This window comes from Bacillus lumedeiriae (assembly GCF_044891285.1).
Taxonomy (GTDB): domain Bacteria; phylum Bacillota; class Bacilli; order Bacillales; family Domibacillaceae; genus Pseudobacillus; species Pseudobacillus lumedeiriae.
Window position 1 is genome coordinate 130,999 of sequence record NZ_JAUIYO010000002.1, and the last position, 21,679, is coordinate 152,677.

Annotated in this window: 26 protein-coding genes; 20 read left to right on the top strand and 6 right to left on the bottom strand. The window is 40.7% G+C overall.

Annotated features, from left to right (window positions below; translation table 11 throughout):
• Position 1: 1 nt before the first annotated feature.
• From coxB to QYG89_RS04205, 6 genes are all read left to right on the top strand, one after another.
• A complete protein-coding gene (coxB, locus tag QYG89_RS04180) occupies positions 2 to 1,087 on the top strand; it encodes a cytochrome c oxidase subunit II (RefSeq protein ID WP_404314884.1) in 1,086 nt (361 codons plus the stop codon).
• Between the two features lie 32 nt (positions 1,088 to 1,119).
• A complete protein-coding gene (gene ctaD / locus QYG89_RS04185; protein ID WP_404314886.1) occupies positions 1,120 to 2,994 on the top strand; it encodes a cytochrome c oxidase subunit I in 1,875 nt (624 codons plus the stop codon).
• Positions 2,994 to 3,623: a cytochrome (ubi)quinol oxidase subunit III gene (locus tag QYG89_RS04190; RefSeq protein ID WP_404314888.1), complete on the top strand. Its 630-nt coding sequence runs from the start codon at positions 2,994 to 2,996 to the stop codon at positions 3,621 to 3,623. The genes ctaD and QYG89_RS04190 overlap by 1 nt, the downstream gene beginning before the upstream one ends.
• A gap of 3 nt (positions 3,624 to 3,626) precedes the next feature.
• Positions 3,627 to 3,959, top strand: coding sequence for a cytochrome c oxidase subunit IVB (gene ctaF, locus QYG89_RS04195; protein ID WP_404314890.1), 333 nt, complete (start codon positions 3,627 to 3,629; stop codon positions 3,957 to 3,959).
• A 200-nt stretch (positions 3,960 to 4,159) separates the two neighbouring features.
• Positions 4,160 to 5,071, top strand: coding sequence for a cytochrome c oxidase assembly factor CtaG (gene ctaG / locus QYG89_RS04200; protein ID WP_404314892.1), 912 nt, complete (start codon positions 4,160 to 4,162; stop codon positions 5,069 to 5,071).
• Positions 5,072 to 5,152: 81 nt separating this feature from the next.
• Complete coding sequence (locus QYG89_RS04205; RefSeq protein ID WP_404314894.1) at positions 5,153 to 5,614, top strand: DUF420 domain-containing protein; 462 nt, start codon at positions 5,153 to 5,155, stop codon at positions 5,612 to 5,614.
• 49 nt (positions 5,615 to 5,663) lie between these two features.
• Here the strand turns inward: QYG89_RS04205 and QYG89_RS04210 are convergent, their stop codons facing one another.
• Positions 5,664 to 6,023 carry a YugN family protein gene (locus QYG89_RS04210; protein ID WP_404314896.1) on the bottom strand — a complete coding sequence of 120 codons (360 nt, stop codon included), beginning with the start codon at positions 6,021 to 6,023 and terminating at the stop codon, positions 5,664 to 5,666.
• Positions 6,024 to 6,300: 277 nt separating this feature from the next.
• On the opposite strand from QYG89_RS04210, the gene QYG89_RS04215 reads away from it, so the two are divergent.
• The gene (locus QYG89_RS04215) at positions 6,301 to 7,362 is read left to right on the top strand and encodes a CAP domain-containing protein (RefSeq protein ID WP_404314898.1); all 1,062 of its coding nucleotides are present in this window, start codon (positions 6,301 to 6,303) and stop codon (positions 7,360 to 7,362) included.
• A gap of 24 nt (positions 7,363 to 7,386) precedes the next feature.
• Here the strand turns inward: QYG89_RS04215 and QYG89_RS04220 are convergent, their stop codons facing one another.
• Positions 7,387 to 7,884, bottom strand: coding sequence for a PaaI family thioesterase (locus tag QYG89_RS04220; protein ID WP_404314900.1), 498 nt, complete (start codon positions 7,882 to 7,884; stop codon positions 7,387 to 7,389).
• 241 nt (positions 7,885 to 8,125) lie between these two features.
• Here QYG89_RS04220 and ylbD point away from each other — a divergent pair, with 241 nt between their 5' ends.
• The 5 genes from ylbD to QYG89_RS04245 all read left to right on the top strand — a co-directional run bounded on the left by ylbD (position 8,126) and on the right by QYG89_RS04245 (position 10,200).
• Complete coding sequence (gene ylbD, locus QYG89_RS04225) at positions 8,126 to 8,482, top strand: spore coat protein YlbD (protein ID WP_404314902.1); 357 nt, start codon at positions 8,126 to 8,128, stop codon at positions 8,480 to 8,482.
• Positions 8,483 to 8,510: 28 nt separating this feature from the next.
• Positions 8,511 to 8,816: a YlbE-like family protein gene (locus tag QYG89_RS04230; RefSeq protein ID WP_404314905.1), complete on the top strand. Its 306-nt coding sequence runs from the start codon at positions 8,511 to 8,513 to the stop codon at positions 8,814 to 8,816.
• Between the two features lie 44 nt (positions 8,817 to 8,860).
• Positions 8,861 to 9,259: a hypothetical protein gene (locus tag QYG89_RS04235; RefSeq protein WP_404314908.1), complete on the top strand. Its 399-nt coding sequence runs from the start codon at positions 8,861 to 8,863 to the stop codon at positions 9,257 to 9,259.
• 38 nt (positions 9,260 to 9,297) lie between these two features.
• Positions 9,298 to 9,762 carry a YlbF family regulator gene (locus QYG89_RS04240; RefSeq protein WP_404314910.1) on the top strand — a complete coding sequence of 155 codons (465 nt, stop codon included), beginning with the start codon at positions 9,298 to 9,300 and terminating at the stop codon, positions 9,760 to 9,762.
• A gap of 162 nt (positions 9,763 to 9,924) precedes the next feature.
• Positions 9,925 to 10,200 (top strand): YlbG family protein, encoded by a 276-nt coding sequence (locus QYG89_RS04245; protein WP_404314913.1) that lies wholly within the window; start codon positions 9,925 to 9,927, stop codon positions 10,198 to 10,200.
• Between the two features lie 132 nt (positions 10,201 to 10,332).
• On the opposite strand, the gene QYG89_RS04250 is transcribed toward QYG89_RS04245, so the two are convergent.
• Positions 10,333 to 10,722: a DUF7147 family protein gene (locus tag QYG89_RS04250; protein ID WP_404314915.1), complete on the bottom strand. Its 390-nt coding sequence runs from the start codon at positions 10,720 to 10,722 to the stop codon at positions 10,333 to 10,335.
• Between the two features lie 187 nt (positions 10,723 to 10,909).
• Here QYG89_RS04250 and QYG89_RS04255 point away from each other — a divergent pair, with 187 nt between their 5' ends.
• The 3 genes from QYG89_RS04255 to coaD all read left to right on the top strand — a co-directional run bounded on the left by QYG89_RS04255 (position 10,910) and on the right by coaD (position 13,741).
• Positions 10,910 to 12,319: a stalk domain-containing protein gene (locus QYG89_RS04255; RefSeq protein ID WP_404314917.1), complete on the top strand. Its 1,410-nt coding sequence runs from the start codon at positions 10,910 to 10,912 to the stop codon at positions 12,317 to 12,319.
• Positions 12,320 to 12,682: 363 nt separating this feature from the next.
• Positions 12,683 to 13,240, top strand: coding sequence for a 16S rRNA (guanine(966)-N(2))-methyltransferase RsmD (gene rsmD / locus QYG89_RS04260; protein ID WP_404314919.1), 558 nt, complete (start codon positions 12,683 to 12,685; stop codon positions 13,238 to 13,240).
• 12 nt (positions 13,241 to 13,252) lie between these two features.
• Positions 13,253 to 13,741, top strand: a complete 489-nt coding sequence (gene coaD, locus QYG89_RS04265; protein ID WP_404314921.1) for a pantetheine-phosphate adenylyltransferase — start codon at positions 13,253 to 13,255, stop codon at positions 13,739 to 13,741.
• 83 nt (positions 13,742 to 13,824) lie between these two features.
• On the opposite strand, the gene ylbJ is transcribed toward coaD, so the two are convergent.
• Positions 13,825 to 15,030 (bottom strand): sporulation integral membrane protein YlbJ, encoded by a 1,206-nt coding sequence (gene ylbJ / locus QYG89_RS04270; RefSeq protein WP_404314923.1) that lies wholly within the window; start codon positions 15,028 to 15,030, stop codon positions 13,825 to 13,827.
• A 201-nt stretch (positions 15,031 to 15,231) separates the two neighbouring features.
• Between ylbJ and QYG89_RS04275 the strand changes: the two genes are divergently transcribed.
• Both QYG89_RS04275 and QYG89_RS04280 read left to right on the top strand, forming a co-directional pair.
• Complete coding sequence (locus tag QYG89_RS04275; protein WP_404314925.1) at positions 15,232 to 16,026, top strand: patatin-like phospholipase family protein; 795 nt, start codon at positions 15,232 to 15,234, stop codon at positions 16,024 to 16,026.
• Entirely contained in the window at positions 16,016 to 17,050 is a 1,035-nt protein-coding gene (locus QYG89_RS04280) for a SepM family pheromone-processing serine protease (RefSeq protein WP_404314927.1), read from the top strand. The genes QYG89_RS04275 and QYG89_RS04280 overlap by 11 nt, the downstream gene beginning before the upstream one ends.
• 294 nt (positions 17,051 to 17,344) lie before the next feature.
• Here the strand turns inward: QYG89_RS04280 and QYG89_RS04285 are convergent, their stop codons facing one another.
• The gene (locus QYG89_RS04285; protein ID WP_404314929.1) at positions 17,345 to 18,556 is read right to left on the bottom strand and encodes a nucleotidyltransferase; all 1,212 of its coding nucleotides are present in this window, start codon (positions 18,554 to 18,556) and stop codon (positions 17,345 to 17,347) included.
• A 437-nt stretch (positions 18,557 to 18,993) separates the two neighbouring features.
• Between QYG89_RS04285 and QYG89_RS04290 the strand changes: the two genes are divergently transcribed.
• Entirely contained in the window at positions 18,994 to 19,521 is a 528-nt protein-coding gene (locus QYG89_RS04290) for a YceD family protein (protein WP_404314931.1), read from the top strand.
• Positions 19,522 to 19,581: 60 nt separating this feature from the next.
• The gene (gene rpmF, locus QYG89_RS04295) at positions 19,582 to 19,755 is read left to right on the top strand and encodes a 50S ribosomal protein L32 (protein ID WP_152149946.1); all 174 of its coding nucleotides are present in this window, start codon (positions 19,582 to 19,584) and stop codon (positions 19,753 to 19,755) included.
• Positions 19,756 to 20,021: 266 nt separating this feature from the next.
• On the opposite strand, the gene QYG89_RS04300 is transcribed toward rpmF, so the two are convergent.
• Positions 20,022 to 20,480, bottom strand: coding sequence for a GNAT family N-acetyltransferase (locus tag QYG89_RS04300; protein WP_404314933.1), 459 nt, complete (start codon positions 20,478 to 20,480; stop codon positions 20,022 to 20,024).
• A 283-nt stretch (positions 20,481 to 20,763) separates the two neighbouring features.
• Here QYG89_RS04300 and QYG89_RS04305 point away from each other — a divergent pair, with 283 nt between their 5' ends.
• Positions 20,764 to 21,651, top strand: coding sequence for a 2-dehydropantoate 2-reductase (locus QYG89_RS04305; RefSeq protein WP_404314935.1), 888 nt, complete (start codon positions 20,764 to 20,766; stop codon positions 21,649 to 21,651).
• The last annotated feature ends 28 nt before the right edge of the window (positions 21,652 to 21,679 follow it).

Below are 21,679 nucleotides of genomic sequence, written 5' to 3' on the forward strand. Positions count from 1 at the left end.
TATGAAAGATAGGCTAACTAAATGGCGTCTTCTATCAGTCTTTGCCGTGTTGGCACTCGTGTTGTCAGGCTGTGGTGAGCCATTCCTTTCCGCACTGACACCTGCCGGTGAAGTGGCTAAACAGCAATATGACTTGATGATTCTAAGTACGGTCATCATGGTAGCGGTTATTGTTGTCGTTACTATAATCTTCGTTATTGCCATTACCCGCTTCCGCCGCAAAAAAGGCGATGAAAACAAAATTCCTAAACAAGTGGAAGGCAGTCATTTACTTGAAATCATCTGGACAGTTATTCCTATTATCCTTTTACTGATTCTTGCTGTACCGACAGTTACAGCCACATTCCACCAAGCTGATGTAAAGGAAATGGATAAAAAACCAAATAAAGATGGTGTACGTGACGCGCTTGTCGTTAATGTGCGTGCAAATCTTTACTGGTGGGAGTTTGAGTACCCTGACTATAAAGTCATCACATCTCAGGAATTAGTTGTTCCAACAGATCAAAAAGTATATTTTAATTTGATCGCATCTGATGTAAAACATTCATTTTGGATTCCGGCTGCCGGAGGGAAGCTCGATACAAACACAGATAACGTGAACAGATTCTGGCTGCACTTTGACAGTCAAAAAGCAGCTGAAGTGAACAATCTGTTCTACGGAAAATGTGCTGAGCTTTGTGGTCCGTCCCATGCGTTAATGGACTTTAAAGTGGAGACAAAGTCTCAAGATGACTTTAAACAATGGCTAAATGCTATGCAAACAGCGAAAGAAGCTGCTCCAACTGATACGGCTGCAGCAGAAGGACAAAAGATTTTTGAACAAAGCTGTCTGAGCTGTCATGCAGTAAGCCCGCAGGATGCACGTCCTGAGCAGGCACGAATTGCGCCGAACTTAGCTACATTCGGTGAGCGTACACGTGTTGCTGGTATATTGGATCATAATGAGGAAGAGTTGAAAAACTGGATTCGTGATCCTGAAAAATATAAACCGGGCAATAAAATGACAGGTACTTATAAGCAGTTAAGCGAAACAGAGCTTGACCAATTAGCAGCGTATTTAATGAGCTTGAAAGTAGAAGGAAAATAAAGAGATAGAAGAAAAAGAAGGAGGTAAAACCGTTGAGTACCATTGCACAAAAAAGAGGATTTGCAAGTACGGTTTGGGACTATTTAACAACAGTAGACCATAAGAAAATTGCAATTCTTTATCTGATTGCCGGTGGGATTTTCTTCCTGTTGGGCGGCATAGAAGCGATGCTGATACGCGCTCAGCTGGCTGTACCAAACAATGACTTTGTCAGCGCGGGCTTGTTTAATGAATTGCTTACTATGCACGGTACGACAATGATTTTCTTAGCAGCAATGCCTTTGCTGCTTGGCTTTATGAATGCGATCATGCCGCTTCAAATCGGAGCGCGCGATGTAGCATTCCCATTCGTTAATGCACTTGGTTTCTGGTTGTTTTTCTTCGGAGGATTATTTTTAAACTTATCATGGTTCCTTGGCGGAGCACCTGATGCAGGCTGGACTTCTTATGCTTCCTTATCACTTGCTTCAGAAGGCCATGGAATTGATTTCTATGCCTTAGGTTTGCAGATCTCCGGTTTTGGTACGTTAATGGGGGGAATCAACTTCCTTGTCACGATTATTAACATGCGTGCCCCTGGTATGACGTACATGAGAATGCCTTTGTTTACATGGACAACATTTGTTGCTTCTGCACTAATTTTGTTCGCGTTCCCGCCGTTGACTGCTTCAATCTTCATGTTAACGTTTGACCGCATGTTCGGCGCTAATTTCTTTAACGTCGCAGCTGGCGGTAACACAATTATTTGGGAACACTTCTTCTGGATCTTCGGACATCCGGAAGTATACATTTTGATTTTGCCGGCTTTCGGTATTTTCTCGGAAATTTTTTCAACGTTTTCAAGAAAGCGTTTGTTCGGATATTCATCCATGGTATTCGCAACAGTATTAATTGGTTTCCTTGGGTTCATGGTGTGGGCTCACCACATGTTTACAACTGGACTTGGTCCAGTAGCTAACGCTATTTTCGCAGTTGCTACGATGGCAATTGCTGTACCTACAGGTATTAAGATCTTTAACTGGCTTCTCACGATGTGGGGAGGCAGCATTAAGTTTACGGTGCCGATGATTTATGCTGTTGCCTTTATTCCATCTTTCGTAGCTGGTGGGGTAACAGGGATCATGCAAGCGGTAGCTCCAGCGGATTATCAATACCATGACAGCTACTTTATTGTGGCCCACTTCCACTACGTTATCGTTGGTGGTGTCGTACTAGCATTATTAGCGGGTGTTCATTTTTACTGGCCAAAAATGTTCGGAACAATGTTAAGCGAAGGAATTGGTAAATTTACTTTCTTCTTCTTCTTCATTGGTTTCCATTTAACATTCTTTATCCAGCATTTCTTAGGCTTAATGGGAATGCCGCGCCGTGTTTGGACGTTCCTTCCTGGTCAAGGGCTTGATACAGGAAACTTGATCAGTTCCATCGGAGCAGCATTCATGGCAGTAGGTGTCATTTCATTATTAGTGAATATAGTGATCACTTCGGTTAAAAATGAAAAAGTCGGCAACGATCCATGGGGAGACGGCCGCACGTTAGAATGGGCAATTGCTTCACCGCCGCCATTCTATAACTTTAAGCAACTGCCGCTCGTCCGTGGACTTGACCCTTACTGGTTAGAGAAAATGGAAGGCAAGCAAACAATGACGCCAGCCGAACCGATCGGTGATATTCATATGCCAAATGGTTCATTCACACCATTCGTTATCTCGCTGGGCTTTTTCATCGCAGCTTTCGGAGCGATGTATCATGTAGACGACAAAGCATGGGCAATTCCAGTGTTAATCGGCGGATTGGCTCTTGCGTTTGGTGCTATGGCTTATCGTTCACTAAAAGACGATCATGGCTTCCATATTCATAAAGAAGATTTAATTGAGGAAAATGATGACAAGGGGGTTAAGGCATAATGCAAGCTGAAGAAAAATATACACCCCAAACATGGCCTGAATCACCTGAAAAAGCAACACTTGAAGGAAAGAATAAATTTTTAGGTTTTTGGTTCTTCCTTGGCGGAGAGACGGTTCTATTTGCCTCTCTCTTCGCTACTTATATTGCATTGAAAGATAAAGTGCCAAGCCCAGATCATGCGCTGGCAAAAGATTTATACGAACTTCCGCTCGTGTTTGTCATGACAATGCTCTTATTAACGAGCTCATTGACAAGTGTGTATGCGATGTATCACATGAAAAACTACAACTTTAAGCAAATGCAGCTTTGGCTGTTCATTACTGTTGTTCTCGGTCTTGGCTTTTTAGGATGTGAACTTTACGAATTTAATCATTATTACCATGAGTATAATCATACATTTACAAGTAGTGCGTTTGGTTCTGCGTTCTATACGTTAACTGGTTTCCATGGTGCCCACGTTATTTTCGGTCTTGTTTGGTTCATTCTCCTAATGGTCCGTAATGCTGGCCGTGGATTAAGCCTTTACAATGCGCCTAAATTTTATTTAGCAAGCCTTTACTGGCATTTCATTGACGTTGTATGGGTATTTATCTTTACGGTAGTATACTTAATGGGAATGGTGGGATAATTGATGGTAAATAATCAATCGAATTCAAACAACCCAAGGCTTAATTATGATTACCGCCGTAAGAAAAATGCAGAGCATATGAGAATGCAGGTAGCAACGTTTACTTTAATGATTTTCTTTACTGTCGTTTCTTTCGTAGCGGTAGGAGCAGGCTTCTCTAAATTTTTTGTTATTCCTTTCATTCTGCTTTTAGCAGTTGTCCAAGTTGGATTTCAACTGTATTATTTCATGCATATGAGTGAAAAGGGTCATGAAGCACCTTCACTATTTATGTGGTCAGGCATTACAGTAGCATTCGTAACTGTGTTAGCTTTTATGACGATCATCTGGTGGTAATCATTATATTAGCTTTAACGGTTATGAATCCTTCTATACTTTTAAAAAACCAGTTCTCTTTTCGAGAACTGGTTTTTTTTGAATCCTGATGATACACTTTCCGTGATGTCATCAACTTGTCAATTGATAACATTGATAGAGGAAATCGAGAAAGGTATAATGAAAATAGGGCATTGAAAATAATATCGAGGTGAAATGAAATGCCGATTAGGATTTTTGGATTTCAAGCATTGTGGAGTCCTTATTTTTTACTGCTGTTAATTTTAGTCACCGCCTTCTACTTTTTAGTAACAATAAAGTGGAGAAATAAATTTGAAGGCAGTGAACCATTAACGAAACGCCAGGCGATTTTATTTGTGACATCGATATTGGTGTTATATGCAGTTAAAGGCTCACCGGTTGATTTGCTTGGTCATATTATGTTTACATATCATATGATTCAAATGGCTATTCTTTATTTAGTCGTAGCGCCTTTATTTTTACGAGGTGTTCCATGGTGGGTTTGGAAGAAAGTAATTAATCACCGTGCTGTTAAGCCAGTGTTTAACTTCTTCACAAAGCCGCTTATCGCTTTAGTTTTGTTTAATGGGTTGTTTTCCATTTATCATTTGCCCATCGTTTTTGATTATATTAAAATGAGCATGTTCCTTCACAGTCTATACACGATTGGGTTGTTTATGTTTGCCCTCTTTATGTGGTGGCCGTTAGTAAATGACATGCCGGATGGTAAGAGATTAAGCGGACTTAAAAAAGTTGGTTATATTTTTGCGGACGGCATTTTATTAACTCCTGCTTGTGGGTTGATCATATTTGCCACGGACCCAGTATATGCAACATATAGTGATGCAGGTTCTTGGCTTCAGGCGATGGCTCTTTGTGTTCCAACCGGCACTTTGCAGCAATTGAACTTAAGCGGACCAGAGCTTTTCTCAAGCATGCCGATTATAGAAGATCAACAGCTTGGCGGCGTAATTATGAAAATTATTCAAGAAATCGTGTACGGATGTATGCTTGCCTTTGTATTTTTTGAATGGGTTCAAAGAGATAAGGAAGAAACGGAGAAAATGGAGGCATCTGCTATGATGCGCCATCAGACGGACTACACAAAGTGAAGATGAAAAGGAAATGACTAGCTGCATTTCCTTTTCATTCATGTTAGTTAGATGGATTATGTACGGGAGAGAGGAATAAAGATGTCATTACCGATTTTACCTACCATTAGCACGACATTTATTGTGCTTAGTGCCATTACAGTTGCCATTGGATGGGCACAAATTAAACAAAGAAAAATTGAACAGCATAAAAAAACGATGCTCATGGCTGCTGTTTTTGCTGTTATCTTTTTTGTTATTTATGCAAGCAGGACTGTTTTTATCGGCAACACTGCTTTTGGCGGGCCGGAGAGTATAAAAATTTACTACACCATCTTTTTGATTTTTCATATCACTCTGGCTACCGTCGGTGCCGTTTTAGGGATCGTTACGATTGTCTTAGGCTTAAAAAATAATTTGGAAAAGCATAGAAAGTTAGGTCCTGTTACAAGTATTATTTGGTTTTTTACGGCGATCACAGGCGTAGCTGTTTATTTGCTTCTATATGTATTTTATAAAGGCGGCGAAACGACATCGGTTATAAAGGCTATTCTTGGAATATAGCAAGATAAAAAAAGCGCGTGATGATTTCATGCGCTTTTTTGCCTCGTTATTAAAGTGTAAATTGTTCTGCTTCGTTTTTAATCTCTACGAGAATTTTCTCGCATGTTTCTATTAGAGATGACGGGAATACTTCGTCTTCGCCATATTCCACGCCATGTGGATAGTAATACTTGCCTAATTGGGGCGTCATTAGTTGAATCACTGCATCTGAAGCACCAATGTCACCTTCAACAGCATATCCGAAAACACGTAAATAATATGTACCTTCTTTGAGATCGAACCTGCGGTCAAACGTTACTCGCTCATAATCCCATTGACCGGCGTGAACTAGTTTGTGCGTATTACAAATATAGTTCAATCGGTTAAAATCGATTCGTAAATTTTCTAACCCCACGTTTTCAAACTTCATGAAAAAATCCCTCCTGAATCTCTTAGCTTGTTTCAGTATATCTTCGTATTTTTAGCCTGTTGCTCCATATTAATAATAGTCGAAAAAAGCATTTCTTGCAATGAATTGAGGTGAAACATACAAATATTTTCCTTTACACAACTGCTCCATTTAAAGAAGAAAGTGAGACAATATTTTTTAATCAATTGCAGTGAGTGATACAATGCGTGCATAATGTTATAATGTGAGTAATATCCGGTAATAATGTCAGCGGGCGGGAATGAAAGGGGGGAATCTATTGCGGTCAGTCATCAGAATCCTGGTGGTCATGTCTATTATTTTAATAGCAGGAATTTATTTCAATCAGGCGAAAGAAGAACAAGAGGTGCTGCACAACTCCGCGGCATTAAATCCTGCAAAAAGCGATATGAACGTAGAACAAGAGTTAGCAGAAACGAACAAATCGCTTCCAGTTGTAGAACAGCTGACATCTGGTGCTGGAATGTATATTGGCAAAGAAGCCCCCTTATTACGAAAAGCAAAGGGTGAGCCTGCCAGAAAGGATCCTTCAGCTTATGGATATGAATGGTGGATCTATAAAGACGTTGATCAATATGTACAGTTTGGAGTAGAAAATAATAAAGTAGTTACTGCATATGCCGCTGGTGAAGCAGATGTTTCTCCTTTCAAAATCGGGCAGCCCGTTAAAGATATTTTTCAAACATATGATCTTCGTATGGATGTAGTTATTACAAATGAAGAGGGGACGTATCGTCTCGAGTTATCGGAAGAAGATTTTAATATTAGGCCGATTGTTCGGCTGGGAGATATTTATGCGCAATTATACATTGATAAATTTACGGGTACGTTGTCGAGTGTACGCTATTTAACAAAGGATTATTTAATAAAACAGCGGCCTTATGAAATGGTTTATCGAGGAGAACTGCCGGTCGATCCAGAACTGACTGACCCTGCCTGGCGGGCAATTGAAGAGGGCAGTGAAAAGCAAATATTAGATCTGACAAATATCATACGGGAAAAGCATCATTTGAAACAAGTAACATGGGAAGAGAAAACCGCTGAAGTAGCTAAAAATCATAGTAAAGAGATGTATGAAAAGCAATACTTTGCACACGAATCTCCATCTGCGGGCGATCTAGGTAACCGGCTGAAAGCAGCTAACATTGCTTATCAACTTGCCGGTGAAAACATAGCAGCTAATTATACAGATGGCCCCGCTGCTATAGAAGGATGGTTAAATTCAAAAAATCATCGTGAGGCCCTGCTGGAAAAAGACTTTACTTTTTTAGGAGTAGGGGTTTATCGTAAATATTATACACAAAATTTCATCGCAAAATAATTTGAAAAGCAGCTGTTTCAATGATCAGCTGCTTTTTGTCTTACTTTTTTTCAAAAGGAAAAAGGTTCCTGTCGCATGAGCCACTTTTTTGCCATCATCCCTTAGTACTTCTCCTTCGACAATGATTGTTTTTGAACCTTTATGTATGACGTGGGCTTTTACGGTTAAGTGCTCTCCTTTTCCGGGAGCAATATAATGAATGTTTAAATTAGATGTTACGAGTGCATAGTTTTCAGGAGTGACGGTATAGGCAGCAGAACCCATAGCAGAATCGAGTAACGTAGCTGTTATGCCTCCATGGACGATACCAATGGAGTTGTTTGACAGATCGGTGACCGGCATGAGGATCTCGCAGGAAGCATCCGCAGCCTTTCTTTCCATTTGTAAAAGCCGGCCTATGTAAGTTCCTTTTCCTTCTATTTTCTCTAAATAACCTTCCAGCAGTTGTTCTAACACATGTAGTTCCTCTTCATTTGCCTGCTGCATGCTTTGTTCGATTAATGAATAAATTTTTTCCTTCATCTGTTTCTCCTTTCAGCACTCTTCGCTTTTCTTTGTTCAGCTGCGTTTCCTTGGAGCTCGAGGTCATATGCCAGTCTGACTGTATGGCTGAAAGGCGCCATTTCGTCAGTCTGTTATACGCTTGTCGCTGGCTTCGCTTTTCTTTATCATATCATTTTTTAGGTTGTTAAAATATTTTTTCACTTTTTTGCTGTTGTTCCATAATGTAATAGTAGCAAATCTGGCGGGCGGAGGATGAAGGATGAAAAATCATTCGTTGCATCCAAAGGTAAGGGAGTTTAAGGAGTTTATGGAGGGGCGTCCCGATTTAAAACAGAAGGTACAGGATCGGCAAGAGACGTTACAGCAGCTTTTTGAAGAGTGGTATTTTTTAGAGGAAGAAGCATGGACAGAAGAGGATGAAAAGAGCAAAGGACCGCAACAAGAGGGGAATACCGAGGCGTGGTTTAGTAAGTTGCTGGAAACAGTAGCATCTTTAGACGGAAAAAAGTGGAGCAATATTATTTTTGAGGTACAGGGAATGTTGGAAATCGTACAAATATATATAGAGGATTTAGTGAGGCAGAGGGCTGAAAAAGAGAAGACGAAGGCAAAATGATGACTACCTTAGTAAGAGGAGAACGCTAATGAGGCAAGAAATAATGGAAATGATAAGAAAAAATAAAGACTGGCATGAATATTTAAGAAGGGAGCCATCTTGGTATAGACTGTTAGGGCGTAATCCCCAACGAATCAGCAGTTTTGAGGGGGCCAGCTTGCAATATCATAAAAAGACATTTCCTGATCGTTTAGGGCGTTTGAATGATGGGCTGCAAGTGGCCTCTGCCTTGATGTATATGATGCAATCCCAAATTCCTCAATCGTCCGCGGCGAATGAACCAGCAACTGACACTGAAGCAAAAACGAGCGAAATGAATGAAAATAATCAATAAAATGAATGAAATGTGCGCACACTACTCGAAAAGGAGTGTGGGCAATGAAATGGTTGATGATAATTGCGGCAGTAATTTCTCTTATAGGGTGTAGGCAAGATCTTCCGAAACCGGAAACGATAATATCCCCCTCTGCTTCAATGCATGAGGCAGAGGCGCAAGGTACGGAAAAAAATTGGACCGTCAAACATTTATTAAGAGGAAACAGTGTATTTGTAGAATTAGTTGTGCCTGGTGTTTCTTTCTCGAATCATGGGACAAAATCTCAAGAAAAGGGCCAAATTGCTGTCTATGTGAATGGAAAGCATTATCATACCTATCATACAGCAGCTTTTATTGTGAAGGGATTGAACTCTGGACAGCATCGGATCGATATTAAATTAACGGATGAGAAGCATCGTCCGCTCGGTTATGAAAAGTCGTTTACCGTATCCATCCCATAAATAGTTTTTTTTAAGAAATAATATGTTAAAATAGGGGAATGGAGGTGGGCTATTTGCTTACAGCTACAATGGAGAAAATTAAAACAGTAGAACGTGCTGAACAGCTTGCACAAATGATTCTTGAATCGGATGTCGCTCAAAAGTATCAGTCGTGCTACTTTCTTTTATATACAGATCCTGTCACGAAACAGAAAATTCATCGTTTTAGCCGATTGAAAGAGCAGTATGAGGAAGTACAGCGGTTTGGCCGCTATCATCCTGATTACAGCAGGGTGATGAAGGAAGTTAGAGAAGCCAAAAGGGAAATGGACTTAGACGAAAACGTGGCCGCTTTTCGGATAGCTGAAAAAGAGATGCAGACACTGCTTGATGAAATCAGTGTCCTTATTGGCCAGGCTGTGTCGAAGGGAATTAAAGTTCCAACCGGTGATCCATTTTTCTCATTGGGTTCTAGCTGTGGCGGGGGCTGTGGAACAGGTGGAGGCTGCGGCTGTTCGGCCTGAGTGTGGGGCAGATGCTTCCGCTTTTCTTTGCCTGGCTGCAGCGGCCAGACTCGAAGGTCATAAGCCGTCACACCTGTGTGGCAAAGAACGCCACTTTGGCGGTCCGTCTTATGCCTGCCGAGTCTCCGCTTTTCTTACAATATCGATTCAGAGGGAGAGAGTATGTTTATTGATCGACAAGCTGTTATTGTATGGCTGCATAATATAAAGCCAGCTAAATCGTTGCGAAAGTATGGAAATGTTCACTATGTATCAAAGCGCATGAAGTATGCAGTTGTGTATTGTAATCAGAGTGAGCTAGAAGAGGTAATAGAGAAACTTAAGCTGTTATCGTTTGTTAAAGATGTGGAGCCGTCTTTTAAGCCGTTTTTAAAAACGGAGTATGAAAATTCGAAACCGGATAAAGCAAAGGAATACGACTATAAAATTGGCATGTGAAGAGGTTGACTCAAAGGGCCTGACCTCACTCGCGATATACTGTATACGGAGGATGATGATCACCCAAGTATTCAGTATATTGCGGATGTGGGGTCGGACATTTTGCTTTTGAGTCAGCCTTTTTTTGTTTGTCTAATTCATAGGGGCTAAAAAATGGTTAAGCCGCAGGATGCCAATTAAATAATGAAAATAAAGCTCTGTTTCTGCAAAGGAAGCAGATGGTTTGACATCCATTTGAATAACCGATCGATCGAGTGCCTCCGCCGTCTCTTTGAATAAATCAAAGCGTTTGTTTGGTGTATCGTGTGGATAAGGTATCCCTTCCCGACAGATGTAAATAGGCTGAAAATCGCCCACATTTGTTGGTGAAAGGATAATGGCCAGAGAAGTCATAGCCCGGCCGTCTGCTGCTGAATGTAAAGCGATCATATGCATTAACCGATGTTTATTGTTATGAGCAAGTTCAATCAATTCATATACGTCTGAATAACCTTTTCCAAGTTCTATAAAGCGCTGAATCAAAGTGAGTCCCCCGTTTCTGTAGGTAAATCTTTTTAGAGCCATTCTTATTGTACCTTTACAGAAAAGGAAGCTCAAGAAAAGAAGCGTGAGCGTGTGGTATACATAAAAGTATCTATAAATCGTAGTTTACAGGCCAAATTTGCTATTCTATAATTAGGATGAATTGACTAGAAAAGGCGAGAATTACATGCTAAAAAAATCTCTTTTTTTTATCGTTTTCTTAATAGCTATTTCCGGGGGAATATTGCTTATGCAATGGATAGGCTATGAAAAAACATCTAAAGCTTTTCCAAACATACGAGTGAATCAGGAAATTCAATTAGAACATCATGATAAGGGCTTATTCATCAAACATACATTTACAGGCTTGGAAGCTGAGGAGCCGTTGTCTGTTGTTATGCCCGCCAGCGCTTTAGAAGCATCATGTCAAAAGAAGGAAGGTACATGTGCATTTAGAGGGCAAAGTGTCAACATCGTTCCTAAAGGAGAAAGGTTATCTATTTCTTATTTTATTAAAATGCCTGCTTTCCATTTTGCTTTTGTCCTGTCCGATTGGTTTATTAAGTCTAAGGAAGCGAAAGTAGGTCATACAATTCTCCATCTCACAGATGAAAAGATAAGAAAGGGAATGTGGTTTTCAAGTTTAGGAGCATCTGAAGTGAAAAAATTAGATCTCATTGATTATTATCTGTTTCAAGGAACAGGAAATCCTGGGGAGCTATATTGGCAGCCGACACCATTAAAGCAGCTGGAGGCAAAAGAAAAGTTAGTCGTTTATGGAGAGTCGAAAAGCGGCTTGGATCAGCAGCAACTTCACCTTTTCCAACAAGCATTAGTTGATCAAGCCGTCATTATTTTGACAAATGAGCATCCTGCTTATTCATCTGACCGATTGATTATTGTCAAGAACAGTGGGCAATTTGCCGAACTCATGGAAGCCTTTATTACAAAGTCAGTGATGCAAAATTATCACTTTAAGGAGGGCGAAGAATGGCTTGGCTACGTAATGATTGCCTATAAGCTTGACCGCCCGGTTGGTTCAGAAAAGGTGAAGATCATGTACAACCAGTTAAATGAACAGCTTACAGATCAAGAAAGGGAGGAATGGGAGAACCTTCTTTTCGGCTTAACAAAAGGGCCGATCACAGCTGAACAGCTGGATGATACACTTTCGGCTGTAAAGGGGCTGAATACTTCTTTTTTTGCTAAAAATAAAAATGCAAACAAACGATTTCAGCCGTTATTTTTTTACGATTCACGTTCAGTGATTATAAATGGAAAGGAAACGAACCTACAAACGATGGTACAGGACGGTCAGTTATTCTTTCCGTTTATGGAAACAACGCAGGCCCTTGGATACGAAATAAAGGAAGTAGCAGATGACAAGTCACTGCTCGTCAAACGAGGATATAACACCTTTCGTTTTTCTCCTGGTCAAAACCGTTTTATTTTAAATGAAGAACATTATGGACTGTATGAAAAGGCCTTGCAGACGTATGATGGCCAGCTTTATATAAACGAAAAGTGGCTTCAAAAAGTCTTTTTAGTTTCTGTGCAAAATGACAAAAACATACAAGTGCAGGATCTTAATGAATAGACAAAAGCTCAAATGGTTTCATTCGTTTCGGTAAGCATAAGAAGGGGACCTAAGGGTTCTAGTCATTTAATTCCTAAAAAAAGCCCTGCTGGATCATCCGGCAGGGCCCTTCTACGTCTATATTAGACAGAAGGCAAAGGGAGAGGAGAAACTGGAGAAAGAACTCATGGGGAATATAAGCTTTCTCCGTGATCGACAACATCCCGAATGATGTTGTTATTAGTATTATGAACAATTTACATAAGTTTTAAACCTCATTTAGAAAGATAATTATCCGGAAGCATACATCGAGAAACTTTCTGGATTCACATAATTAGTTATGGTAACATGGAAAAGAAAATCTTTGTGAATGGTGAATAGATGATGAGAGTGATATCAGGAACGCAAAAAGGCATTCCATTAAAAGCTGTTTCAGGAAAGGATACGCGTCCAACAACTGATAAAGTAAAAGAATCAATCTTTAATATGATCGGCCCTTATTTTTCTGGTGGCTTTGGTCTAGACCTTTATGCGGGAAGTGGAGGTCTTGGAATAGAAGCATTAAGCCGGGGCTTTTCAAAAATGATTTTTGTGGATCGGGATATGAAAGCAGTTCAAACAGTAAAAGCCAATTTAGCAACTTGCCATTTTTTGGATCATAGTGAAGTGTACAGGAATGATGCAGAGCGGGCGCTAAAAGCAGTAACGAAGCGCGGTCTGATGTTCGATGGTATTTTCTTAGATCCTCCATACAAAAAACAGCAGTTAGAACGTTTATTGGAATGGATTGATGAAAAACAATTGCTGACAAAAAATGGTTTCATTGTGTGTGAGCATGGCTCTGATGATGTGTTGGCGGAGGATATAGGGAATTTACATCAAGTAAAAGTAGAAACGTATGGCATCATCCGAGTATCCATTTTTAAATGGAGAGATGAATAAAGGGGGATATCGATGGCAAGTATTGCTGTTTGTCCAGGAAGTTTTGATCCTATTACGAATGGTCATTTAGATATCATTCAAAGAGGCGCTAAAATTTTCGATAAAGTATATGTGGTTGTGTTAAGCAACTCTTCTAAAACACCGCTTTTTTCTGTTGAAGAACGGAAAGAGTTGATCTGTGAAGTGACGAAGCATTTGCCGAATGTAGAGGTAGATAGCTACAATGGTTTATTAGTTGATTATGCTAGAGAAATAAAAGCAAACGCGATCTTGAGAGGCTTGAGAGCTGTTTCTGACTTTGAATATGAGATGCGAATTACTTCGATGAATAAAGTGTTGAATGATGAATTGGAAACATTTTTTATGATGACAAACAGCCAGTATTCCTTTTTAAGTTCTAGTGTTGTCAAAGAAGTGGCAAAATATCATGCAGACATTTCAGATCTCGTGCCGCCGGTTGTTGAAGAAGCGTTAAGAGAAAAAAACGGAAAAATTGAATGATGAAACTGGCTCAAAAGGTCAGGCTTTTTCAACATTATAGTTGGAGAAGCCTGACCTTTTGTCTTGGAGCCGTTTCTTCTGTCTTATTCTTTTTTAGCGGCTGCATAAAAAAATAGGTAAGCGATCAATATGCAAATAGTGAAGAGCGGTCCAACTTTCTGTAAATAAAGCAGCCATTTTTCCCACATCTCTTTTTCATAAAGAAATACGGGCACAGAAGGTTGTACATTTTCAGGAGTAGAGGATTGCTCATAAATAGGTTTCCATAATAGGGGTGTTAACAATGCTGCATACAAACCATGAAGAAAGCGGGCAAATAAAAACTGGCGAAAGCGGATATCAGTATCGGCAAGTATACTAGATACTTGTGCGTGTACACTTAGTCCGCTGAAAGCAAGTATAAAGCTGACAACGATCACCTGATACATCAGACCTGCCTGCTCCGCTTGACTGACCATTTGACTGCCGAGTGTAATTTCAAATAAGCCAGCGATCAATGGGGTGCTGAGCTCAGGAGGCAGATGAATGAATGAGAATAGCTTAGCAGCCGCTGCTGATAGAAAAGACGTGATATGTGTATGGAAAAGAATCTTATTTAGAACAGAGAAAAGGATAATAAATCCGCCGATCATAAGCAAAGTATGCACAGAGGAAAGGACGGCATCTCCCATTAATTTTCCGAGCGGCCGTCGATCTTCATTTCTTGCCTCATGCATAGCTGCAAAAGCTGAAGTGAAAGAAAAAGAAGAATGTGCCGCCGTCTTTTCTGCTTTTGTTGATCCGTAAAATCTCATCGTCAGTCCTACAAGGAAATTGCCCCCATAATGAGCGGCGGCAAGTAATAGACCGAGATGGGGATTATAAAAGAAGCCGACCGAAACAGCCCCAAAAATAAAAAGCGGATTCGATGAATTGGTAAAGCAGACGAGACGTTCAGCTTCAATTTGGGTTAATTTTCCGTTTTGCCGGAGGCGAGCTGTTAACTTCGCACCTGAAGGAAATCCAGAGGCCATCGCCATCGCCCATACAAATCCACCGGCTCCAGGCACTCTAAAAAGCGGGCGCATAAAAGGTTCCAATAAAATGCCGATAAAATTAACAACGCCAAGACCAATCAGCATTTCGGAAACAATAAAGAAGGGAAGAAGCGAAGGAAACACAATTTCCCACCACATATTCAATCCGCGTATAGAGGCTTCAAAAGAAATATCCGGGAAAATAATGAGTGAACTGGCAAAAGCGGTGACACTAATAGCTAAAAGAATGGTTTTTGCCTGAGTCGAAGTCAAAGATCAATACCTCCTGTTCTTCAAAGGCCAGACTCTGTTCTAGGATTCATCGGTTATTTTGGGTAAAATAACATGGATGAGCAGGTCGACACAAATTTGGGAAAAGATGAAGAAACTCGTCCTGTTTTTTATCAATATACTCATACAAATGAGAAATAGACCATAGCCTAAAAGAGAAATCTGCATACGGGGGGTAACACGTTGACTCGTCCGAAAATAGGTATCGCTTTAGGATCAGGAGGTGCGAGAGGGTTTGCGCATATTGGCGTGTTAAAAGCATTAAAGGAAGCAAATATTCCGATTGATATGATCGCTGGCAGCAGTATGGGGTCTTTCGTGGCCAGCTTATATGGAGCCGGCCACGACATGGAACAGGTTCATAAATATTCAGCGGCATTCCGCAGAAAGTATTTTCTTGACTTTACCGTTCCTAAGATGGGATTTGTATCTGGCAGGAAAATTAAAAATTTTATTCGTATCGTTACTCATGGAAAAAGTATTGAAGAATTATCGATCCCCATCGCTATCGTAGCGACAGATATTAAAAAGGCGGAAAAGGTTGTTTTCAGACAGGGATCAGTCGCTGATGCGGTGCGGGCAAGCATTGCCATTCCTGGTATCTTTGTTCCTGAAAAAATAAATGGCCGCCTCTTAGTCGATGGCGGTGTGATTGACCGGGTACCTGTGTCTGTCGTGAAAGAAATGGGAGCGGATATTATTATTGGAGTCGATGTGTCATCAGTGAAGAAAAATGCAGAAATACAAACGATTTTTGATGTGATTATGCAAAGTATAGACATTTTGCAGCTGGAGATTATCGCCAATCGCCAAACAGCCTCTAATGTGATGATTCGCCCGCCTGTCGATATGTACAATTCCAAAACATTTACTAATATTGAAGAAATTATTACTGCGGGTGAAGAAGAAACGCAACGACGAATACCAGAAATTAGAGCTGAGATGGAACGCTGGAAGGAGCAGCAGCATGAAAAGTAAATGGATGCCACTTGCTTATGTTTTTTTACTCCTGTTAATTGGAGCGGCCTTTATTGATTTACCTTATTATGTAATGAAACCTGGGGATGCCCATGAACTAAAACCGATTGTCGAAGTAGCCGGAGGAGACAAGGATGCTGGCACGTTGATGCTTACAACCATTAAAATGGGAGAGGCGAATTATATTTCGTATGCTATTGCTTCTATGAGGGATTATGAAGAGATTGTACCCGTGGAAGAAGTGCGCAGTCCGCATGAGACCAATGAAGAATATAATGTCCGGCAAAAATATTTAATGGACAATTCGCAGCAAAATGCGATCACTGTCGCATTTGATGCGGCTAAAAAACCTTATTCATTTCGTTATCAAGGAGTATTTGTATTAAATGTGTTTCCCGGGATGCCGGCTGAGGGTGTATTAAAGGCAGGGGACCGCATTATTGCTATAGACGGTCAGGAGTTTGAATCTTCTTCACAATTTACAGAGTACATTCAAACAAAAAAGCCTAATGATCAAGTCATGATTACATTCGTGAGAAACAAAGAGAAGATGGAAAAAAGAATCGCACTGAAACAATTTGAGGACAATAGCGCGAAGACAGGCATCGGCATTAGTTTAGTTGATCAGAAGAAGCTCATTAGTAAACCAGAAGTAAAATTGAAAGCTGATTCAATTGGGGGACCGTCTGCTGGTTTGATGTTTAGTCTTGAAATTTACAACCAGCTTGTGGAAGAAGATGTGGCAAAAGGCCGAAGAATCGCTGGAACAGGGACGATTGCTCCTGATGGGATAGTAGGAAGAATCGGAGGCATTGCTCAAAAGGTGGTGGCGGCTGATAAAGCGGGAGCGAAAATCTTTCTGGCACCAGATGATGAAATCACACCTGAGCTAGAAAGAAAGGTGCCCGGTATCGTATCTAACTATCAGGAAGCGGTAAAGACGGCAAAAGACATTGGGACAGAAATGAAAATTGTGCCAGTACGTACGTTTGACGAAGCACTGAATTATTTACAATCTCATTAAGGTCAGAGGCTGACCCAAAAGGGCGTTAAAAACGACTTTTTAGGGTCAGCCTTTCTTTAGATTGAATTTTTGAACCTTATTGGATCATTTCAGTGAACATGAGAGAGGCTCCTCTTCTTACGTCAAACTATTATTTTTCACTGAGTTGATTGTAGTGGAAGGCGCGAAGACTCACCGTTTGCCCCGCGGCAAGCCAAGCGCCTGGAACGAAAATCAACGGACAAGTTCAAAGAACCATATAAAAAAGAAATGCCCCTAAAAGTTATATTTTTGGGACACCTTCTTCTTTATCAATTAAGGCAAAATAACCGGCTGTTTGTTAAATTCACTATGAAGGAGAACGCGGGAAGAATGGGGCGATAAGCCTAATGCATACACTTCAGATGCTTTTAAATCAAGAGTGAGCATCTCTTTAGAAGAAGCTGCTCTAGTAATTAGCGGAAGTGTCATCTTCTTTTTGATTTGATTAAGATATTCACGTCCACGTCCATTCATTCCAAGCAGGCGAATATACTGTACTGACTTTATAGAAGCTGACATCTGTTCCTTTGATACGTGCAGCAGAATATGCACGAGCATACGTTGTATCCGAGTCCACGTGTACCGTTTTGTTTTTACTGTCTGCATAAATTCAGTAAAGTTACTGGAGAAGCGGGCGGCTTCTTTTAAACGGTATTCAATGCCTTCCGAGACGTCATAAATTTGTGCTAATTCTTCCGTTGAACTTGATAGCAGACGATACTGGAGAAGCGGCCAGTACATATCCCAGTGATGAAGCTGCCCATACTCGTTCAAGTAATGAGAAAGCTCATTTAGTGTGGCAGCGGGAACATAGGGACTAATCGTATGAAGCTGTCCTTGCTGTTCATAGATGGCCTTGCGAATTCCAGTGGCACTTGCTATTGATTGGCTGCCTAACGTTTCTTCATGAAAATCGGCTTGGTGACGTTTAATAGTGAGAGGCTCCATTGGATGCGGAAGGGCTTTATTTGCCTTCATGTAGTGGAAGCCCAAGATATTGTTAGGTTTGGAGAGATCCAGTGGAAGCCGCTGTTCAAAAAGCGATTCTCTAGCCAGTGTCTGTGCTTTAGGAAAGCTAAAGCCTTGGTTCATATATTGGCGGATGAGTGGTTCTAATGAATGAGCAGATGTTTCCATCTGTTGAAGCGTTTCTAAAAAAGGAGCAGTATGTCCGCTTTCACTGCCAAAGCAAAAGGACTCACAAAATAGTCCCTGTAAGATAGAAATGGCTCCTTTGGAAAAGAACTCTGCTTTTTGAACAGAGAACACGTAGGGCAATTCAACAACGATGTCTACACCGCTTTGAAGCGCCATCCGTGTGCGGGCCCATTTATTGACGAGAGCCGGCTCACCTCGCTGCAGGAAGTGTCCGCTCATCACAGCAATCACTACTTCCGCTTTGGCTGATTCGCGTGCTTTATGGACATGATATAAATGCCCGTTATGAAAAGGATTATATTCTACAACAATGCCAACTGTTTTCATTGAGATTTTCCTTTGTTATTATTAGTGAATAATGCTAGTATTATTGTCAATGAGTGCGCGGTGAATGTCAATGTATATGCTATTTTTCGAAGTTGATACGACACTTCCGCTTTTCTATTGTCTAGCTCCGCCTCCTTAGAGTCCGAACCATAAGCTGTTCTGGCTGTATGGCTGAAGATATCGCCATTTTGCCAGCTCATCTTATACTGTCGTTCCAGGACAGTCGGCTCTGCTTTTTTGTCTAGCTGCAGGCGCTAGCCCCTCGAGGTCAAATAACCTTTCTCCGATGAAGCCAAAGAGCAGACTTCTTTGGAGAAAGAGCATTTGCTTATCGGAGCTTCCCAAGCGCCTTCCGCTTTTCTTTAATGTCAAGAAAATATATTGACAAACGTTTTTGTGAAAGCTATAATTACTTTTGTTGCCTTGAGGTGATAACGATGAAATGGTCAATTATTCAATTACAAAAATTTCGTGATAAGGGCTTAGCAATTGATGAAATGGCAGATATGAGCCAAATGAAAGCCCGTAATGCGGAGATTAGAAATTTGTCCCCAGTTCATGTGACAGGAAGAGCGGATATTGGTTCAGATAAGGTAACTTTTCACTTAGATGTGAAAGGTACGATGACTTTACCTTGTTCGCGGACACTTGTCGATGTGGAGTATCCATTTGAGTTTTCTTTGATGGAAACGTTTATTGTGAAAGCTTCTTCATTTAGTGAATATCAGGATAATGAGGATGTTCATTTAGTTGAAGGTGACGTTGTTGATTTAGGTCCGGTTCTTGAAGAGGAAATTTTGCTCGAAGTGCCGATGCAGGTTATTAGTGAAGAGGCTGATGAACATACAATCCCTTCAGGAAAAGGATGGGAGCTTCACAGCGAAGAGCAGGCCGCACCAAAAGAAGACAAGGTGGACCCGCGATTAGCAGGACTGGCTGATTTTTTTAAATCGGATAAAAATTGAGAAGTACCAGCTAATTCTGGCTTCATATACTTACATTCTCTTTTTAAGGAGGTGGAAATAATGGCAGTACCTTTTAGAAGAACTTCTACGACTAAAAAGAACAAACGCCGTACACATTTTAAATTACAAGTACCTGGTATGACAGCATGCCCGAACTGTGGTGAAATGAAACTAGCTCACCGTGTATGTAAAGAGTGCGGAACATATAAAGGAAAAGAAGTAGTAAGCAAATAATTGCTTGTCTATCGGATGATCCTATTGATAAAAAACGCAAAGAGACCATGGCTCTTTGCGTTTTTTATATAGAGAAAGATTGAATGATTCACTGCTTTCAAACTAAAAGCCGACCATCATTTTTCTATGGGGATCGGCTTTTTAGGTTGGGAATAAGAAAAAGGCATGTTGCTTTGCATCCAGCTTAAGGTGCTGCCCGAAAGGTTGCTGTTTTCTTGTTACTAAGGGACTGAATGAACACCCTTCGCTTTTCCTCTAAGGATTGATCAGCTGATTTTTTGTCCTGTTGCTGCTGAAGGATCCCAAATTAATCGTGAACTGCTTTCTGAAAGGGAAGTGAAGCCTGCTTTTTCCCAAAACGTGTGTGATTTCACTTTAGGTCTTGTTAAAATAGGTAAATTGAATGATTTGGCGAAATCTACAAGCTTCAAGCCTAGTCCTTTATGCTGGTATTGCGGCAGTACTTCAAGTTTCCAAATTTCTAAGTATTTCTCTGATCCATCTTCTAGCAGGTCAGCCCCGTTTTTTTTCACGTAAAGGCACATGCGGGCAGCGAGCTTATCGCCATAATAAATACCATAGAAGGGGGAAGATGCATTATCTTCAATCATATATATTTGAAATTCTTCGAGCATGGAGAGTTCTTCTAGCCCATATTCTTTAAAGCTTTTAAATTCATCCATTGTTTTAAAGTTCATTTTCAGGTTTTCAACTGTTATTGCCATTCTGTAAGTCCTCCTCTATTCGTATAAAAAGTATGCAAGTTGTTGACAATCAGCTGTATTCTTTGCTGTCTGACGGCTTCATTCTCTGCAGCTGCAAAGATACATGTTTCCAATCAGCCTGAAGGTGTCTAAAATAGACATTGCCGGCAATCCGTATTATTTTATTAATCCAATATTCATTATATAATAGAAACAGGCAGAAATGAATACTTATGCTGGGAACGCTTTCAATTGGACGGATGAAAACACTGAGATAAAAATGATTTGCGGAGGAGGGAAAAAGATGAAAATCGGAATCGTCGGCGGTGGGGCTGTCGGTCTTTATTTTGCAGCGAGTTTAGCGGAATGGTTTCCGGTCACGATCTTTACGCGCACAGAAGAACAATCAGCGGTCATTAATGAACGGGGAATCGTTCTAAGAGAAGGTGACGAAGAGACGGCTTTTTTTGTTCAGGCGAGGCCGATTGATCAATTGACTTTGCATTCCCCTGAATGTTTGTTTATAGCTGTCAAACAATACAACTTGGCCTCTCTCCTTCCAATCTTAAATAAAATGGATTCGCACCCAGCACTCGTGTTTTTACAAAATGGCATGGGACATTTAACGCAAATGAAGCAGTTAATTCATCCGCACATATTTGTAGCAGCTGTTGAACATGGAATACTTAAATCGGGGTCTGCGCGTGTCGATATCCGAGGACGGGGGAAAACAAACGTGGCGGTATACCGCGGCAGCTGTCAAGTGATCAAGACAGTGACTGAACAAACGGCAGAAGTATTCCCTTTTGAATGGCGGCGAAACTATGAATCGATGCTTCTTAGGAAAATGGCAGCCAATACGGTGATTAACCCGTTAACCGCTATGTTAAACATCCGGAATGGTGAACTTATAGCTAATCCCCATTATTTACGCATAGCGAAAATGATTTATAAAGAGTTTTCTTCTGTATTTGCGAATCAAGTACACGCAGAAACATGGAGCGAAATTGTGCATATTTGCCGAACAACTGCTGCGAATCGTTCGTCTATGCTGAGAGACATTGAATCAGGACGTCCGACAGAAGTTGATGCTATCGTAGGCTATGTTCTTTTGCAGGCATCTGAAAAAAATATTCGTGTGCCTGTACTAGAAGCTTTATATGAAATGATTAAAGGTCTTGAACACGAGTAAGCAGGGTAAAGCGCAATATTGTTCCTTG